This is a genomic window from Dysosmobacter sp. (assembly GCF_052306735.1).
Classification (GTDB): Bacteria; Bacillota; Clostridia; order Oscillospirales; family Oscillospiraceae; genus Oscillibacter.
The window spans coordinates 1-17,168 of record NZ_DAWBAJ010000043.1 but is presented as its reverse complement, the minus strand read 5'-3'; the positions used below and the strand labels follow the sequence as shown (position 1 = coordinate 17,168).

Sequence of the window (17,168 nt, the reverse complement as noted above, 5' to 3'; positions counted from 1 at the left end):
CTGATGATCGGCTTCGGCATCGACCAGATCCAGGCGGAGTATGTGGCGGAGATCAAACTGCGCAACATCAACAAGGAGTATATCTTAAAGCGGGTCAATGAGACCGCCGCCCTCCAGGATGAGATCGCCGATCTGGAGGATACGTTGAATGATCCCCGCCGGGTGAAGAAGATCCTGGTGGATGAGCTCTATGCCGCGGCCAAGAAGTACGGTGAGCCCCGGCGCACCACCATCGTCTACGGCGATAACCTCCCGGTCTACCAGGAGGAGACGGAGGTGGAGGAGTATCCCGTCCATGTGTTCCTCTCCAAAGAGGGCTATCTCAAGAAGATCACCCCGGCGTCCCTGCGCATGAGCAGCGAGCAGAAGTACAAGGAGGGGGACGGTCCAAGCCAGAGCTTCGAGACCACCAGCGCTGCGGAGATCATGTTCTTTACCGACAAGTGCCAGGTGTACAAGACCCGCCTGAGTGAGTTCGACGATTCCAAGGCCAGCGTGCTGGGAGATTACCTCCCCGCCAAGCTGGGTATGGATGCCGGGGAGAGCGTGGTGTGGGCGGTGCTGCCCGGCGCGGACTACGCCGGAACATTGCTGTTCTTCTTTGAAAACGGCAAGGTGGCCCGGGTGGAGCTCAAGGCTTACCAGACCACCTCCAACCGCCGCAAGCTCACCGGCGCTTACTCGGACAAGAGCCCCCTGGTGAAGATTCTGCGTCTGGATGCCGAGCAGGAACTGGCGGTGTACTCCACGGAGCCCCGGTGCCTGCTGTTCCAGACTGCACTGCTCTCTCCCAAGACCACCCGTACCACCCAGGGCGTGGCGGTGATGACCCTGAAGCCCAAGTATCATCTCTGCGACGTCCGGCCGGTGGAGGAGACCCCCATCTCCAACCACAGCCGTTACCGGGTTCGGGCCATTCCCGCAGCCGGTGCCCTGCTGCGCCAGGAGGATACGGAGGAGCGGCAGATGGGCCTGCTGGATTAAGGAGGGATCATGAGACAAACCATCCGCAGCTACGCTCTGGTGGCGCTGGGGTCGGTGATTTTCGCCCTGGCTTTCGACTGGTTCTTCGCTCCCAACCAGGTGGCCATGGGCGGTGTGACGGGCCTGGCACAGGTCATGAACGCCGTAGTCCCGGCCCTCTCCGTGGGCGTGCTGTCCTTTTTGCTGAACGTGCCGCTGTTTCTTGCGGGGTGGAAGTTCATCGGATTCCACCTGCTGGCCTCGTCCCTCTTTTCCATGGCGGTGAGCTCGGTGGCCATCGATGTGATTGCCGCCCTCTATCCCTTCGCCCCCATGGACCCCATGCTCTCCTGCCTGTGCGGCGGAGCGCTGATGGGTGTGGGCCTGGGCATCGTCTTTTCCCAGGGCGCCACCACCGGCGGCACCGACGTGGTGGCCCGCCTTCTGAAGCTCAAGCTTCCCTGGCTGCCGATGGGCAAGCTGATGCTGGTGCCGGACTTCATTGTGCTGGCGCTGGCGGCGGCGGTGTTCGGCCGGGTGGAGGCCGCCCTCTACGGTGCCGTAGGCATCTTTGTGGCCACCCGGGTCATGGATACGGTACTCTATGGCCTGGATACCTCCAAGGTGGCCTACATCATCTCCGACCGCTGGGAGGAGCTGTCCCGGCACCTGCTGGGGGAGCTGGACATGGGCGTGACGCTGCTGCGGGGGCAGGGCGCCTACACCGGGCGGGAAAAACAGATTTTGATGGTGGCCTTTAAGCAAAAGGCCATCGTCCAGGTGAAGAAGACCGTTCACGAGATCGATCCCGGCGCGTTTATGATTGTGTGTGACGCCCACGATGTGCTGGGCGAGGGCTTCGGCGACTATCAGAAGGAGGAAATCTGACATGGCGGATTTTGCGAATGTGGAGAAAAGCCTGCGGGAGCGGGGGTTTCAGGTGAAGACCTTTGCCACCGGGGCGGAGGCTGCCAACTATCTGGACGGCGCTGTGGACGAAAAGACCGTGGGCCTGGGCGGATCCCTGACTCTGCAGGAACTGGGTGTCTATGAGCGCCTGTCCGCACACAATACCGTATACTGGCACTGGGTCAACGGGGCGGGAGACCGGGTACGCTCTGCTTCTGCCCAGGTGTACATCACTTCCGCCAATGGCCTGGCGGAGACAGGCGAGATCTTGAACATCGACGGCTACGGCAACCGGATTGCTTCCACCCTGTACGGCCATGAGAAGGTGTATTTCGTCATCGGCCGCAACAAGCTGGCTCCCACCTATGACGAGGCCCTGTGGCGGGCCCGGAACATCGCGGCCCCCAAGAACGCCCAGCGCCTGGGAAGAAAGACGCCCTGCGCCATCAAGGGAGACCGGTGCTACGACTGCAAGAGCCCTGACCGGATCTGCTGCGGCCTTGCAGTGCTGTGGACTGCCATCATGGATATGGAGATGGAAGTGATCCTGGTGGACGAGGACTTGGGATTGTAAAGTCCATGGGTACCTTTGAGAAGGGAGGCGGATCCTGTGAAAATACGGTTTCTGACGCTGACGGCGGCTGTGTGCCTGCTGCTGACGGGATGCGCCTCCCTGCTGGAACGGGAGTACAGCACCGTGGAGCCCCACGTCAGCAAGTTCTGGGAGAGCGAGGCTGCCGGAACGCTGCGGGCGGAGAGCTATCAGGACATTGTCAATGACCTGCTGATCCTCATCGGCCAGCACACGGAGACAGCCACGCTGCGCCTCTATAACTTTGAGGACGACCTCTCTGTGTCCCAGACCCTGGAGCGGGCTACCAATGAGGTCAAGCAGGAGACGGCCATGGGCGCCTACGCCGTGGAGTTCATCACCTTTACCAGCCAGGCCCAGCGGGGGTATTACGAGGCCCCCGTGCAGATCAGCTACCGCCGTACCGCAGAGCAGATCCAGGCGGTGGTGAACGCCACCAGTACAGAGGCGGTGTATAGCCTGCTGAGCACCGCTGTTGCAGAGGGACGGACGGAACTGGCGGTACGGATCGGCTATTGGCGGGAAGATGACCGGGCCCAGGTGGAGGAAGTGGTGACCCGCCTTCGGGAGGAGCTGGGGCTCACGGAGGGGCCGGAGTGGTCTGTGTACTACTATCCTGCTCAGGGTCAGGTGGGGCTGATCGAGTTTGCACTGAGCGGTATAGAGGGGGACCCCGGAACGGCCCAAAGCGGCGGTGAGACGGGATCCTCCGGTGCGGAAACAGCCGATGAAAAAAATCCTGAAAATTTAGAGACAGGGGGTTGACAATTTCCTATCCCTTTGTTAAAATACTCCTTGTCTCGCGGGCATAGCTCATCTGGTAGAGCGCCACCTTGCCAAGGTGGAGGTAGCGAGTTCGAGCCTCGTTGCCCGCTCCAAAAGAGGACACCTCATCCGAAAGGATGGGGTGTTTTTCGTTGATGGGAAGAAGAGAACGAGGTGCCTCCACCTGTGCGCAGCACGTTGAATGTGAGGGGAGGCAGGGCTCCTGCAAATGGCGGGAAGCCATTTGCGGGATGCCTGGAAGCGGGTTCGAGCCTCGTTGCCCGCTCCGGCTCGTCACAAGCGACATATCGCGTGCGATGCGCTTTTTTATTTCATTACATAGCGAATCGCACGCTCATTCTGCTGCTCCTCGCTCCCAACCGCGGCCCGCTGCACTGGGCCCGCGGTTGGCGGCCGCCCTGTGAGCGGTTTCTTTATGGACACCCTCCGTATCGGTCCTTACGTATTCTTTCAACAAAGAATGGTGTGTTTTTCGTTGACAGGGAAAAAGGCCCCGTCCTTTTGGACGGGGCCTTTTCATTGCAGTTATGATTTCCGGCTGGGGATCAGGAAGCCCACCGCGCCGCATACCAGGGCGGGAATCACCCAGCCAAAGCCCAGACTGGCCAAGGGCATCAGTTTCAGGATGGGGAGGGTGAGGCCAAAGCCGGAGACTACCTCCAGAAGACTGAACAGCAGTGCACCCAGCGCGGCCAGGCGGAAGACCCAGTCGTTTTTGATAAAGCGGTCGAAGAAGGACAGCAGGATCAAAACCAGTGCCGGGGGATAGACCACATTGAGGATGGGAGCGGCAATGGAGATGATCTGCTCCAGGCCGAAATTGGACACTACGGCGCTGAACACACATACCACTACCGTCAGTACCGTGTAGGAGAGGCGCCCTCCGGAGAGCTTGGAGAAATAGGAGGCGGCAGAGCTTACCAGGGCTACCGCCGTGGTGACACAGGCCAGAGCCGCCACCACCGCGAAGAGCCATACGCCCCAGCTGCCCAGCAGATTGCGCACGATGGCGATGACCAGATAAGTCCGATCCACATCCAACCCGAAGAAGCGGGAGGTGGTGACGCCCAGATAGGTCAATCCCAGATATACCACCAGCAGGGCACAGCCTGCCACGATACTGGCGCCGGACACCACCACGGCCTTGTCCCGGGGAGCGGTGTGGCCCTTGTTCTCGGCGCTTTTGAGAATAATGGCGCCGAAGACCAGGGCTGCCAGCACGTCCATGGTCTGATAGCCCGCCTCAATGCCGGTGAAGGGGACGTTGTCCACCAGGGTGTGGTCAGGGACAGGGCCGATGGGATCCAGAACGCCCCGGACGATGAGGATCAGCAGTCCCGCCAGCAGCAGCGGTGTCAGGATTTTGCCCACAATGTCCACCACTGCCGATTCCCGCAGACACAGCAGCAGGATCAGCAGGAAGAAGAGCACGGAGAACAGCACGGGGGAGACGCCGGACGCCAGCGGCATCACGGACATCTCATAGGTGGTGGCCGCCGTCCTGGGAATGGCCAGCATGGGGCCGATACAAAGGACGATGGCGCTCATCAGCAGCTTGGAGGGGATCCGCCCGATGCGGCGGGTCAGGCCGTCTGTGCCGCCCCGGAACTGGATGGCAAAGAGGGCCAGCAGGGCAAGTCCGATATCCGCCAGATAGTAGCAAAGAAAACCGATAAACCACTCCTTGCCGGATTCCAGGCCCAGGTAGGGGGGGAATACCACGTTTCCGGCGCCGAAGAACATGGAGAACAGGGCAAAGCCGATGACGAAAATGTCGCGTATGGTACGTTTCATAAAACAATATCCTTCCCGCGGGTCCGCGCCGCGAACGGGCAGACAGGTGAATGGAGACCGGGATCATGTGCTCAGAAAACAAACAGAGCGGCGGAGGTTCAGCTCCGTCGCTCTGGCTGCATCAAGCGGTCTTTCGTGAGGAGCTCTGTCCGAACAGGAACGGAAAAACGCGGCGCCTCAGATCTTCACAAGTTCATACTCCCGGGTACCCAGCCCCAGCTTCTCCGCGTGCTCCAGGCATACCTGCCACTCGGTGTCCGGATGGACGGCGTGGAAGAAGTCCTGGTCGGAGCAGTTGCAATCCCCGTCAAAAACGGCGGAATTGCGCACCGGCGTCTGGGCCAGAACCGCGTCCGCACAGGCCTGGTCCAGTGCCACAGGATCAAAGGAGGCAAACATGCCCACGTTGGGAACGATGGGCACATCGTTTTCAGCATGGCAGTCGCAGTTGGGGGACACATCCAGCACCAGGGAGACGTGGAAGCAGGGACGGCCATCCACCACGGCCTTGGTGTACTCGGCGATCTTCTTGTTGAGGATGGCGGGAGCCTCGTCATAGAGGCACTGGATGGCGTCCTTGGGGCACACGGCAAGGCAGCGGCCGCAGCCCACGCACTTGTCCGTATTGATGGTGGCCTTGCCGTCCTCGCCAAACTCCGGTGCTCCGTGGGCGCAGATCTTGGCACAGGCGTGGCAGCCGATGCACTTTTTCTGCTTGACGAAGGGCTTGCCGGAATTGTGCTGTTCCATCTTGCCGGCCCGGGAGCCGCAGCCCATGCCGATGTTTTTCAACGTGCCGCCCATGCCTGCCTGCTCATGGCCCTTGAAATGGGTCAGGGAGATGAACACGTCGGCATCCATGACGGCCCGGCCGATCTTGGCGTTTTCCACATACTCGCCGCCCTCCACCGGGACTTCCACCTCGTCGGTGCCCTTGAGGCCATCGGCAATGATGACATGACAGCCTGTGGAGTAGGGGGTAAAGCCGTTGACATAGGCGGACTCAATATGGTCCAGAGCGTTCTTCCGACCGCCCACGTACAAGGTGTTGCAGTCCGTCAGGAAGGGTTTTCCGCCCTGGCTCTTCACCAGGTCGGCCACCACCTTGGCCCAGTTGGGCCGCAGATAGGCCAGGTTGCCCGGCTCACCGAAGTGCATTTTAATGGCGACGAATTTCCCCTCCATGTCAATGTCGCCGAAGCCGGCGGTCATCATCAGCCGGGCCAGCTTCTGGGGCAGGTTTTCCCGCCAGCTGGGACAGCGGAAATCCGCAAAGTAGACTTTTGCTTTTTCTGCCATAGCATTTTCTCCTTTTTCCCGAATATTCCCCCAAGGGGATCGCGTCATGCACCCGCCGCCCCTCAAAAACGGCGGAGCGAGAAACCGGTTTTTACATATCGTCCAGATCCACACTGATGTTGTCGGTGCCGTGACGGTCAAATTCCGAGAGATATGCGTCGATACGGTCCATCAGGGCACTGTAATTCTCCCGGGTCAGGGGTTCGCCGTCCATGTCCCGCATGGCCAGCTCCTCTGCCAGGATCTCATAGAACACCACATCTTCGTAGTTTTCAATGGCCTCGTGGATGCCGCCGTCAGAGAAGGCACGGGAGGGAATCAGCTCGCCCCGGTACAGTTCCACCAGCTTGCTCATCTTGTGGTGCAGGCAGTGGGAGAAGATCAGGCTCTCCACTTGATCGTACTCCTGAATACGGTCGTCTTCCCGGGTGGAGTTGATGACCCAGTTTCCTATGTATACCAGATCCAGCAGATAGCGGAACTGCTGTTCGGTCAGTTCGATTTTCATGGCGGACACCTCCCGCAGTGCGATTTACAGGATGATTATAGCAGAGGCAGCGCAAAAATTCCATATAAAAAAGCAAGCAAAAAGACTAAAATCTGTCTTGCGGCCAACTGCGTCTCATAGTATAATATGTAATTCGGATACAAATTGCTCACCGAAAGGGCAGAAAAGGAGGAACGGCCATGGACAACCGTCCCATCGGCGTGTTTGACTCGGGCCTGGGCGGCCTCACGGCAGTGCACTCCCTCTGGCGGATTTTGCCGGAGGAGGACCTCATCTACTTCGGAGATACCGCGCGGGTGCCGTATGGCGGCCGCTCCAAAGAGACCATTTTGAAATACGCCCGGCAGGATGTGCGCTTCCTGCGGTCCTTTGACCTCAAGGCCATCCTCATCGCCTGCGGCACCGTCACCACCACCTCCCTTTCCACCCTGCAGGCAGAAAACGACCTGCCCATGGTGGGGGTGGTGGAGCCCACCTGCCGGCGGGCCGTGTCTGTTACCAAAAACAAGCGGGTGGGTATGATTGCCACGTTGGCCTCCGTCCGCTCCGGGGCTTACGAGGCCACTCTCAAGGGGCTGGACAGCGAGGTGGAGGTCTTCTGCGAGCCCTGCCCGCTGCTGGTGCCGCTGGTGGAAAACGGCCGCATCCGCCGGGGGGACATCGTCATCGAGACGGTGGTGAAGGAGTACCTGGAGCCCCTGAAGGCCAAGGGCATTGATACCCTGATCCTGGGCTGCACCCACTATCCGCTCCTCATGGATATCATGGCGGACGTCATGGGCCCCGGCGTGGAGCTGGTGTCCGCCGGTGAGGAGTCAGCCTTTGAACTCAAGCGGATGCTCAAGGCGGCGGGCAAGCGGGCGGATGAGACCCGCCAGGGGACTTCGGAGTTCTACGTCAGCGACCGGGTGGAGGATTTCGAACAGATCGCCTCACTTTTCCTGCAGGAGGACCTGCGCCACGGGGCACGGAGGATCGACATTGAACAGTATTGACGCACAGCGGCTGCCGGTGCTGCTGAGCATCCGGGGCGAGCAGTATTTTGACGGCGTGGACCCCGACGCCACAGAGCTGATGACCGAGGGAACGCTGCACCTGACGGAGGAGGGCCTGGTGCTCACCTATCAGGAGACGGCCCTCACCGGCATGGAGGGGACTACCACCACCTTTGAGATCCAGGGAAAGCGGGTGGTGCTCACCCGCAGCGGCAGTGTCAACTCCCGGATGGTTTTCGAGGAGGGGCGTCAGCACACCTCCCTCTACGAGACGCCCTACGGTGAGCTGTCGGTGGATATCAACACCAGCCGCCTGCGCCACAACCTCACCGAGCGGGGCGGCATTATGGAGATCCAGTACTCCATCGCCGTGGAGCACGCCGTCACCGGCCGCAACAGCTTTAAGATCCGGGTAAAGCGGAAACACTGAATGGGAAGAAAAACCGGCCCTGGAGCCGGATCAGCCGATTACCAATACACAAAAGAGAGGATTCGATACGATGATCCACATGGTACAAAACGCGAAAGACCAGGCGGCGGCCCTGGCCATGGCCGCCTACCAGGCGGCGGTGGCGGACGGCACGCTGCCCCAGGCGGAGGTTAAGACCGCCCCGGTGGAGATCCCCAAGGACACCGCCAACGGCGACTTTACCACCACCTTTGCCCTGGCGGCCGCCAAGCAGCTGCGCAAGGCACCCCGGGATATCGCCCAGGCCCTGCTGGGCCATATGAATCTGGAGGGCAGCTACTTTGCTTCCGCCGAGATCGCGGGCCCCGGCTTTTTGAATTTCCGCCTCAATGACAGCTGGTATGCCGGTGTCATGAACGCTGTGGAGACCGAAGGGGCCGACTACGGCACCGCTGACACCCTCAAGGGCCAGAAGATCATGGTGGAGTTCGTCTCCGCCAACCCCACGGGCCCCATGCACATGGGCAATGCCCGGGGCGGCGTGCTGGGCGACACCCTGGCCAGCGTCCTCACTGCCTGCGGCGCCGACGTGACCCGGGAGTTCTATGTCAACGACGCCGGTCACCAGATCGATAAGTTTGCCCACTCCATTGAGGCCCGCTACCTCCAGATCATCAAGGGCGAGGACGCGGTGCCCTTCCCGGAGGACGGCTATCAGGGCGGCGACATCCGGGACCTGGCCCAGGCCTACTACGATCAGCATGGTGAGGAGCTTTTGAACGTCCCCGCCGCGGAGCGCCAGGAGAAGCTGGCCCAGTTCGGCCTTTCCGTGAACCTGCCCAAGATGAAGAGCGACCTGGAGCGCTACAAGATCCACTATGACAACTGGTTCTATGAGTCCACCCTCCACGAGAGCGGATATGTGGCCGAGACGGTGGATCTTCTGACGGAGAAGGGCTGGACCTATGAAAAGGACGGCGCGTTGTGGCTCAAGACCGCCGACATCCTCCGGGAGCACTTCCGCAAGGCCGGCAAGAAGGAAGCGGACATCGAGAAGCTGGACCTCAAGGACGACGTGCTGCGCCGGGCCAACGGGTTCTACACCTACTTTGCCGCCGATATCGCCTATCATCGCAACAAGTTCGCCGTCCGGGGCTTTGACAAGGTCATCAACGTCTGGGGCGCCGACCACCACGGTCATGTGGCACGGTTGAAGGGTGCCCTGGATGCCCTGGGCCTCAACGGATCCGAGCGGCTGGACATCGTCCTCATGCAGCTGGTGAAGCTCCTGCGGGACGGCGAGGTGGTGCGCATGTCCAAGCGCACCGGCAAGGCCATCTCCCTGTCCGATCTGCTGGACGAGGTCAGCGTGGACGCCGCCCGGTGGTATTTCAACGCCAAGCCGGATACCCAGATGGAGTTTGACTTAGGGCTGGCAGTCCGGGAGGACTCCGAGAACCCCATCTACTATGTGGAGTACGCCCACGCCCGGATCTGCTCGCTGCTGCGGGCCCTCCAGGAGGAGGGGGTCAGCGTCCCCGCCCAGGCGGAGGTGGACATGTCCATCTTAAGCGGCGAGACGGAGCGGGCCCTCATCAAGCAGATCGCTCAGTTCTGCGAGGAGATCAAGCTCTCCGCCCGGGACTACGATCCCAGCCACATCAACCGCTATCTCCAGGAGCTGGCGGGCTGCTTCCACCGCTTCTACACCGCCTGCCGCATCAAGGGTGAGGAGCCTGCGGTGCGCTCGGCCCGGCTGAAGCTGGCGGACGAGACCCGCATGGTGCTGAAAAACGGCCTGAAGCTCATTGGTGTGGATGCCCCCGAGAAGATGTAAGAAGCCGGATTTACAGGGCTTCTGATTGAAAAGAAAAGCCGTGCCCCTTGGCGCGGCTTTTCCCTTACAGCAGACAGATACACGGAAACAGGAAGGAGGATGTATGGAGACGAGCACCACATCCGCCCGCTGGAGGCGTGCCTTCCGGGCGGCCTTTCCGGCTACCATCCCGGTGATGACGGGATTTTTGTGCCTGGGTCTTGCCTACGGCGTGCTGATGCAGACAAAAGGGTATGGGCCTTTGTGGTCTACCCTGATGAGCGCCATTGCCTTCGGCGGCAGCATGCAGTATGTGGCCATCACCCTGCTGACCACGGCCTTCGACCCGCTCCAGGCCTTTTTGCTCTCGGTCATGGTCAACGCCCGGCACATCTTCTACGGCCTGGCATTGCTGGATAAGTACAAGGGCCTGGGAAAGCTCCGGGCCTTCCTCATCTACGTCCTGTGCGACGAGACGTTTTCCCTGGTCTCCACGGTGGAGCCGCGGTCGGGCGTAGAGCGCCGGGATTTCTACTTCTGCATCTCTCTGCTGGACTATGGTTATTGGGTGCTCTCCACGGCGCTGGGAGGCCTTTTGGGGAACTTCATCGCCTTTGACACCACAGGGCTGGACTTTGCCCTGACGGCCCTCTTCGTGGTGCTGTTTCTGGAACAGTGGAAAAAGCGGGCCAACCGCCCTGCCGGGATCATCGGGATCCTCTGCGCGGCGGCGGGCCTGGCGGTGTTCGGTGCGGACAACATGGTGATCCCCGCCATGGTGCTGATTCTGGCGGCGCTGTTGGGTGGCCGGAGGCAGCTGGATCGTGGGGAAAAAGAGGAGGGACGCATATGACCCTGACACCCTTGGAGACCCTGGGCATCATCCTGGCGGTGGCGGCCGGGACCCAGCTGACCCGCTGGCTCCCCTTCTGGCTGTTTCCGGAAAAGCGGGAGCCCCCTGCCGTGGTGACCTATCTGGGACGGGTATTGCCTCCGGCCATGATGGGCCTTTTGGTGGTGTACTGCCTGAAAAGCGTCAACTGGCTAGCCGCCCCCCACGGGGCGCCGGAGGTCATCGCCGTGGCGGTGGTGACGGTGCTTCACTGGAAATGGGGCAATGTGCTGCTCTCCATCGCCGGGGGGACGGCAGTGTACATGGTGCTGGTGCAGCTGGTATTTGCGTAAGGGCGCCTGTATAAACTGGGAAAACCTGCATAAACTGGGACTGCGGCCGCTGTGCCGCAGTCCTTTTTTGGAGGTGTGCCCATGCGCAGGCATTTGCTGGTGTGGGAGCTGGCGGGGGTCGTGTTCACGGTGATGGCAGGAGCCCTGCTGCACTTTGTTTTTGAGTGGAGCGGCGGCAGCCCCCTGGCGGCGGCGTTCTCCGCCGTCAATGAATCCACCTGGGAGCACATGAAGCTGCTGTTCTTTCCCATGTTTCTCTTCTCCGCCGTCCAGGCGGGGTTCCTGGGCCGGACGTATCCCAATATTCTGGCGGTGCGGGCGGTAAGCACGCTGGTGGGCGTCATTTTGATCCCGGTGTTGTTTTATACCTATACCGGTGTACTGGGCTACCATGTGATGTGGGCGGATATCGCCGTCTTTGCCCTGGCGGCCCTGATGGCGTTTATGCTGGATTTCCGGCTGCTGCGGCGGGGGCGCTTTGCGGATGGCTGGCAGCAGGTACTGGGCCTTATTGTACTGTGGGGGCTGGCGTTCGCCTTCGTCTACTGTACCTTCCGCCCTCCTCAGCTGGCACTGTGGCAGGATCCCATTACCATGACCCGGGGGATCCCTTAACGGGGATATGCAGACACCCGCTGATGGTTTTCCCATCAGCGGGTGTTATTTTTTGTTCAGTTGAGGGTGTTGGCGTTCTGGGTAAAGAGCTCCTGCACCCGCTCCGCCGTGGCGGGGCAGGAAGCAAGAGCGGGGTCCTGGGCGAGCAGTTCCTCCGCTGCCTGCTGGGCTTCCCGCAGAAGATCCGTGCCGCAGCCCAGGTCCGCCACCTTCAGCCCCGGCAGGCCGTGCTGGCGCTCCCCGAAAAAGTCACCGGGGCCCCGCAGCCGCAGGTCCTCCTCCGCAATGCGGAAGCCGTCGGTGGTTTTGGTCATGACCTTCAGCCGTTCCCGGGTCTCCTCATTGCGGTTGTCGGAGATGAGGATGCAGTAGGACTGGTGCTGCCCCCGGCCCACCCGTCCCCGCAGCTGGTGGAGCTGGCTGAGGCCGAAGCGCTCGGCGTTTTCGATGACCATGACGGCGGCGTTGGGAACGTCCACCCCCACCTCGATGACGGTGGTGGAGACCAGGATGTCCGTCTCCCCCCCGGCGAAGGCGGCCATCACCGCCTCCTTTTCCCTGGGTTTCATCTTCCCGTGGACAAAGGCGATTTTCCGGTGGGGGAAGACCTCCTGCTGGAGCTTTTTGGCATAGGCGGTGACGGCCTTGCGGTCATCCGCCGCCTCGTCGTCGCTCTCTTCGACCATGGGACAGACGATGTAGGCCTGACGGCCCTCCGCCATGAGCTTGTCCAAAAAGGCGTAGATCCGGGGATGATAGCTGCCGGGGACGGCGTAGGTCTCCACCGGCTTTCTCCCCGGAGGCAGCTGGTCGATGACGGAGACATCCAGGTCTCCGTACAAAATCAGCGCCAACGTCCGCGGGATGGGAGTGGCGGACATGACCAGCATGTGAGGATGGCTCCCCTTGGCGGCCAGGGCTGCCCGCTGGGCCACGCCGAAGCGGTGCTGCTCGTCGGTGACCACCAGGCCCAGGTCGGAAAATTCCACGCTGCCGGTGAGCAGGGCATGGGTGCCGATGGCAAAGTCGATCTCTCCGGAGGAGAGCTGTTCCAAAATGGAGCGTTTGGTCTTGGCGGGGGTGGAGCCTGTCAGCAGGGCGCAGCGGATGTTCAGCCGCTCCATCAGGGGGGCCAGACCCTCGTAGTGCTGCCGGGCCAGAATCTCCGTGGGGGCCATCAATGCCGCCTGGCGGCCGTTTTTCACCATGAAGTACACGCATGCGGCAGCCACCATGGTCTTGCCGGAGCCCACGTCCCCCTGGCACAGGCGGTTCATGGGGGTGCCGGAGCGCATATCCGTGAGAGCTTCCTCCACACAGCGGCGCTGGGCATCCGTCAGGGTAAAGGGAAGGGCATTGTAAAAGCCCTCCATGTCCACGTGGCCGCAGGGGGGGACGGAGACTACTTCCCGGCGGCTGCGCAGGCGCTGCAGGCCGATGGAGAAGAGGAACAGTTCCTCAAAGGCCAGCCGCCGCCGGGCAATGTCCAGGGCCTCGGCACTTTCGGGGAAGTGAATGTTCTCATAGGCGTAGCCGATGCGGCACAGGTGGTGGGCCTGGCGGACATCGTCCGGCAGCACGTCCGGGAGAATGTCGGCGCACGCATCCAGCCCCTGGCGGATGGACCGGGAGAGCACCAGCTGAGAGACCCCGGCGGTGAGGGGATAGATGGGGACGATGCGCCCCGTCTGCTCCCGGCGGCCCTCCGGCTCCACAATGGGGGAGGCCATCTGGCGGCGCAGGAGGCTTCCCTCCGCCCGGCCGCAGAAGATGTAGGTCTCCCCCTGCCGGAGATTGTTTTTCAGCCAGGTCTGGTTGAAAAAGGTCACGTCCAGCACACCAGTCTCGTCCACCGCCCGGACTTTGATGAGATCCATGCCCTTGCGGATATGGGCAAGGGTGGGAGGCGCGGCTACCATGGCCGCCACGCAGGCGGTCTCGCCGTTTTGCAGTTCCGCGATGTGCCGCAGGGCCGTGCGGTCCTCGTAGCGGCGGGGGAACCAGGCGATGAGATCCCGCAGCGTGGTGATGCCCAGCTTGGAGAGAGCCTTGGCTTTCTGGGGGCCGATGCCCCGGATGAATTGTACGTTGGTGGAAAGATCCGCCATGGAATCGGCCTCCTTGCACAGTACGTTTGTTCCATTATATAATACCCGCTGTGGAAAAACAATGCGGCTTTTTTGAGGAAAGTTGTAACGGATGTGGGGCGGGTGCGTCCTATCCATGCAGGGAGGTGAGGGAGTGCCGGATTTTGAGGAGATCTACCGGGCGTATTTTGCAGATGTGTACCGCTATATCCTGGCTTTGAGCCGGGATGCCCAGACAGCGGAGGAGGTGACCCAGGAGACCTTTGTCCGGGCCCTCACCGCCATCGACGGTTTCCGGGGCGAGTGCCAAATACGGGTGTGGCTGTGCCAGATCGCCCGGAACCAGTACCTGTCCCTTTGCCGGGAGCGGAGAAAGTTTGCGGAGGAGCCGGGGGAGACGGGAGATCGGGGCATCGAGGAGGGCTTTGCGGACCGGGAGACGGCCCGGCAGCTCCATGTACTGCTCCACGCCCTGCCGGAGCCCTACAAGGAGGTCTTTTCCCTGCGGACCTTCGGAGAGCTCCCCTTTGCCCAGATCGGGGAATTGTTTGGAAAAACGGAGAGCTGGGCTCGGGTCACCTACTTCCGGGCCCGGCAGAAACTCAAGGAGGCGTTGGAAACATGAATTGCGGAATCATTCAGGATCTGCTGCCCCTCTATCACGACGGCGTCTGCTCGCCGGAGAGCCGGACGGAGGTGGAAGAACATCTGAAAACCTGCCCGGATTGCCGGGCGGCCCTGGCGGCCATGGACGCCCCCCTGCCGGAGGTGGAAAAGGCTGCTGCTGACGACGCGGCAGCGATGAAAAAAATTTCCGGTGCGTGGAAGAAGGACAAGCGCCGGGCCTGGATTTTAGGAGGTATCGCAGCTTTTATCATATGTGCGGTAATGATAGGAGGACTCTGGTATTTAACGACTTTTACAGTGGTTCCCATGGGCAGTGAGGACTACACAGTGGAGGTATATCAGTTGGAGAGCGGGGGCGTGGGGGTACACTGGGAGTTCCGGGAGGGAAAGAAGACCTGGTATGCCCTCGTGTTCCGGGAAGAAGAGGATGGACTTCACTATTACCTGGAACGCCCAATCCTTCGGATCAAACTCTTTGACTTCGATCACAAGCACTATAACCAAAGCGGAGACGCGCTGTTCAATAATTGGTTGGAGGATGACACGTCCGAAGATGCCATTTATTTTGGCCTGGGAGAAGATGCGGTACTTCTGTGGAAGGAGGGAGAAGAGGTGAATCTGCCTGCAGCCACAGATGCGCAGGAGGAAATGTGGGCTATCGCTGAATTGCCGCCGCAGGAAGTTCCATAAACGACAGAAAACCGCCATCTGAGGAATCTCTCAGATGGCGGTTTTACACATTTACAGAACGGATCAAATGTTTTTGTTGATGTATTCCACGAACCGGTAGGTGACTCCGTTTTCCGTAATGGGATCGCTGGTGTGCTCCACCTCCCAGGCGGGGAGTTTTTCCAGGTTGGGGAAAAAGGTGTCCGGATCCTCTGCCCGGGTATCCACCTGGGTGAGGTAGACCCGTTTGCACCGGGAGAGCAGAGCGGTATATACGCTGCCCCCGCCGATGACCCACAGCTTGTCCGGATCCTCTCCGGCAGCCAGCTCCAGAGCCGCCTGAGTGCTTGCCACCACCTCGGCTCCCTCCCGGGTGAAGCCGCGGTTGTGGGTGATGACGATGTTGCGGCGGTTGGGAAGGGGGCGCCCGCCGGGGAACGTCTCCAGAGTCTTGCGGCCCAGGATCACCGTGCCCCCGGTGGTCAGGGAGCGGAAGCGCTTCATATCCGTGGGCAGGGAGAACAGCAGGGCGTTGTCCCTGCCGATGGCCCAGTTGCGATCCACAACGACGATGGCATTCATAGTGTGACCTCCTCAGATGGCAATGGGAATTTTATCTTCGAAAGGCGCGGGCGTGTAGCCCTCCATGGAAAAGCTGTCCCGGGTAAAGGCGTAAAAGTCCGTCACAGCAGGATCCACGGTGAATTGGGGCGCCGGAGAGGGGGCCTGGGTGAGCATCTTCTCCACAATGGGAACGTGCCGGTCATAGATGTGGGCGTCGGCAATGACATGGACCAGCTCACCGGGAATGAGGCCGCTGACTTGGGCAAACATGTACACCAGCACGGCGTACTGCACCACGTTCCAGTTGTTGGCAGCCAGCATGTCCTGACTGCGCTGGTTCAAGATGGCGTTCAAGACATTGCCGGAGACATTGAAGGTCATGGAGTAGGCGCAGGGGTAGAGATTCATCTCGTGGAGATCCTGGAAGTTGTAGATGTTGGTCATGATGCGGCGGGAGGCGGGGTTGTGCTTGAGATCGTAAAGCACCCGGTCCACCTGGTCCATCTCCCCCTCGGGATAGCGGTGCTTGACGGAGAGCTGGTAGCCGTAGGCCTTGCCGATGGAGCCGGTCTCATCGGCCCACTGGTCCCAGATGTGGGCCCGCAGGTCATGGATGTTGTTGGACTTCTTCTGCCAGATCCACAAAAGCTCGTCCACCGCCGTCTTCCAGTAGGTGCGGCGGATGGTTAGAATGGGGAACTCCTCCTGGAGGTTGTAGCGGTTGACAATGCCGAATTTCTTCACGGTGTGGGCAGGGGTTCCGTCCTCCCAGTGGGGACGAACGGCCAGATCCGTGTCCCAGACGCCGTTGTCCAGAATATCCCGGCAGTTTTGGATGAAAAGCTCATCAGCGCGGCTCATGGTACGATCCTCCTCCATTTTAAAATCATTGAACCAATCCAGTATAACAAATCTCCCCCGTGTCTGTCACCAGTATTTCAAATGAATTTTGCGGCGTTTTTCTCCCGGGCCTCCAGGAGCTTGCACGATGTTTTTGCAACCTTTGGTAAAAATACCGTTGAGAAAGTGTTAAAATTGCGGTAAGATAAAAAAACTCAAAACACCGGGAGGTGGCACCATGCTGGACCGCAGTGAAGTGGGAAAACGGGGGTATCTCCATGAGGACTTCCGCCTGTTCCATCTCAAGGACAGCCGGGCCCAGAAGCTGGACTACCACTATCACGAGTTTGACAAGCTCATCCTGGTGCTGGGGGGCAGGGTCAGCTATGTGGTGGAGGGCGTGACGTATTTCCTTCAGCCCTGGGATCTGCTGCTGATCCAGCACAACCTGATCCACCGGCCCATCATCGACCCGGCGGAGCCCTATGAGCGGGTGGTGATCTGGCTGGG

General features: G+C 60.7%; 18 protein-coding genes, 1 tRNA gene and 1 pseudogene. 14 read left to right on the top strand and 6 right to left on the bottom strand.

The annotated features are described in order from the left end of the window. The 5 genes and pseudogenes from ACT67G_RS09915 to ACT67G_RS09895 all read left to right on the top strand — a co-directional run. Positions 1 to 984: pseudogene (locus ACT67G_RS09915) on the top strand (topoisomerase IV); the annotation flags it as partial. A 9-nt stretch (positions 985 to 993) separates the two neighbouring features. Continuing rightward, the gene (locus tag ACT67G_RS09910; RefSeq protein ID WP_443664123.1) at positions 994 to 1,851 is read left to right on the top strand and encodes a YitT family protein; all 858 of its coding nucleotides are present in this window, start codon (positions 994 to 996) and stop codon (positions 1,849 to 1,851) included. Position 1,852: 1 nt separating this feature from the next. Beyond that, complete coding sequence (locus ACT67G_RS09905; protein WP_443664122.1) at positions 1,853 to 2,446, top strand: lactate utilization protein; 594 nt, start codon at positions 1,853 to 1,855, stop codon at positions 2,444 to 2,446. Between the two features lie 36 nt (positions 2,447 to 2,482). Then, positions 2,483 to 3,229, top strand: coding sequence for a hypothetical protein (locus ACT67G_RS09900; protein WP_443664121.1), 747 nt, complete (start codon positions 2,483 to 2,485; stop codon positions 3,227 to 3,229). A 37-nt stretch (positions 3,230 to 3,266) separates the two neighbouring features. Continuing rightward, positions 3,267 to 3,342 (top strand) — tRNA-Gly (locus ACT67G_RS09895). A 433-nt stretch (positions 3,343 to 3,775) separates the two neighbouring features. Here the strand turns inward: ACT67G_RS09895 and brnQ are convergent. The 3 genes from brnQ to ACT67G_RS09880 all read right to left on the bottom strand — a co-directional run bounded on the left by brnQ (position 3,776) and on the right by ACT67G_RS09880 (position 6,851). After that, a complete protein-coding gene (brnQ, locus tag ACT67G_RS09890) occupies positions 3,776 to 5,044 on the bottom strand; it encodes a branched-chain amino acid transport system II carrier protein (protein ID WP_325247705.1) in 1,269 nt (422 codons plus the stop codon). Positions 5,045 to 5,221: 177 nt separating this feature from the next. Beyond that, positions 5,222 to 6,343 carry a DUF362 domain-containing protein gene (locus tag ACT67G_RS09885; protein WP_443664120.1) on the bottom strand — a complete coding sequence of 374 codons (1,122 nt, stop codon included), beginning with the start codon at positions 6,341 to 6,343 and terminating at the stop codon, positions 5,222 to 5,224. Between the two features lie 91 nt (positions 6,344 to 6,434). Next, complete coding sequence (locus tag ACT67G_RS09880) at positions 6,435 to 6,851, bottom strand: hypothetical protein (protein WP_325247452.1); 417 nt, start codon at positions 6,849 to 6,851, stop codon at positions 6,435 to 6,437. Positions 6,852 to 7,030: 179 nt separating this feature from the next. On the opposite strand from ACT67G_RS09880, the gene murI reads away from it, so the two are divergent. From murI to ACT67G_RS09850, 6 genes are all read left to right on the top strand, one after another. Continuing rightward, the gene (gene murI / locus ACT67G_RS09875; RefSeq protein WP_325247451.1) at positions 7,031 to 7,846 is read left to right on the top strand and encodes a glutamate racemase; all 816 of its coding nucleotides are present in this window, start codon (positions 7,031 to 7,033) and stop codon (positions 7,844 to 7,846) included. Next, positions 7,833 to 8,276, top strand: coding sequence for a DUF1934 domain-containing protein (locus ACT67G_RS09870; protein WP_326215660.1), 444 nt, complete (start codon positions 7,833 to 7,835; stop codon positions 8,274 to 8,276). The genes murI and ACT67G_RS09870 overlap by 14 nt, the downstream gene beginning before the upstream one ends. Positions 8,277 to 8,346: 70 nt before the next feature. Next, the gene (gene argS / locus ACT67G_RS09865) at positions 8,347 to 10,092 is read left to right on the top strand and encodes an arginine--tRNA ligase (RefSeq protein ID WP_325247449.1); all 1,746 of its coding nucleotides are present in this window, start codon (positions 8,347 to 8,349) and stop codon (positions 10,090 to 10,092) included. Between the two features lie 103 nt (positions 10,093 to 10,195). Continuing rightward, on the top strand, positions 10,196 to 10,924 hold the full coding sequence (locus tag ACT67G_RS09860) for an AzlC family ABC transporter permease (protein WP_325247448.1): 729 nt from the start codon (positions 10,196 to 10,198) through the stop codon (positions 10,922 to 10,924). Beyond that, positions 10,921 to 11,256: a branched-chain amino acid transporter permease gene (locus tag ACT67G_RS09855; protein ID WP_443664119.1), complete on the top strand. Its 336-nt coding sequence runs from the start codon at positions 10,921 to 10,923 to the stop codon at positions 11,254 to 11,256. The genes ACT67G_RS09860 and ACT67G_RS09855 overlap by 4 nt, the downstream gene beginning before the upstream one ends. Before the next feature lie 81 nt (positions 11,257 to 11,337). Then, entirely contained in the window at positions 11,338 to 11,871 is a 534-nt protein-coding gene (locus ACT67G_RS09850) for a DUF6512 family protein (protein WP_443664118.1), read from the top strand. 56 nt (positions 11,872 to 11,927) lie between these two features. On the opposite strand, the gene recG is transcribed toward ACT67G_RS09850, so the two are convergent. Next, positions 11,928 to 13,979, bottom strand: a complete 2,052-nt coding sequence (recG, locus tag ACT67G_RS09845; protein WP_443664117.1) for an ATP-dependent DNA helicase RecG — start codon at positions 13,977 to 13,979, stop codon at positions 11,928 to 11,930. A gap of 133 nt (positions 13,980 to 14,112) precedes the next feature. On the opposite strand from recG, the gene ACT67G_RS09840 reads away from it, so the two are divergent. Further along, the gene (locus tag ACT67G_RS09840) at positions 14,113 to 14,583 is read left to right on the top strand and encodes an RNA polymerase sigma factor (RefSeq protein ID WP_326215654.1); all 471 of its coding nucleotides are present in this window, start codon (positions 14,113 to 14,115) and stop codon (positions 14,581 to 14,583) included. Continuing rightward, positions 14,580 to 15,275: a zf-HC2 domain-containing protein gene (locus ACT67G_RS09835; protein ID WP_443664116.1), complete on the top strand. Its 696-nt coding sequence runs from the start codon at positions 14,580 to 14,582 to the stop codon at positions 15,273 to 15,275. The genes ACT67G_RS09840 and ACT67G_RS09835 overlap by 4 nt, the downstream gene beginning before the upstream one ends. A gap of 63 nt (positions 15,276 to 15,338) precedes the next feature. Here the strand turns inward: ACT67G_RS09835 and ACT67G_RS09830 are convergent, their stop codons facing one another. Both ACT67G_RS09830 and thyA read right to left on the bottom strand, forming a co-directional pair. Then, positions 15,339 to 15,836 (bottom strand): dihydrofolate reductase, encoded by a 498-nt coding sequence (locus ACT67G_RS09830; RefSeq protein ID WP_326215652.1) that lies wholly within the window; start codon positions 15,834 to 15,836, stop codon positions 15,339 to 15,341. Between the two features lie 12 nt (positions 15,837 to 15,848). After that, complete coding sequence (thyA, locus tag ACT67G_RS09825) at positions 15,849 to 16,679, bottom strand: thymidylate synthase (protein ID WP_443664115.1); 831 nt, start codon at positions 16,677 to 16,679, stop codon at positions 15,849 to 15,851. A gap of 217 nt (positions 16,680 to 16,896) precedes the next feature. On the opposite strand from thyA, the gene ACT67G_RS09820 reads away from it, so the two are divergent. Continuing rightward, positions 16,897 to 17,168: AraC family ligand binding domain-containing protein (locus ACT67G_RS09820; RefSeq protein WP_443664114.1), on the top strand; the 272-nt coding region annotated here is incomplete at its 3' end.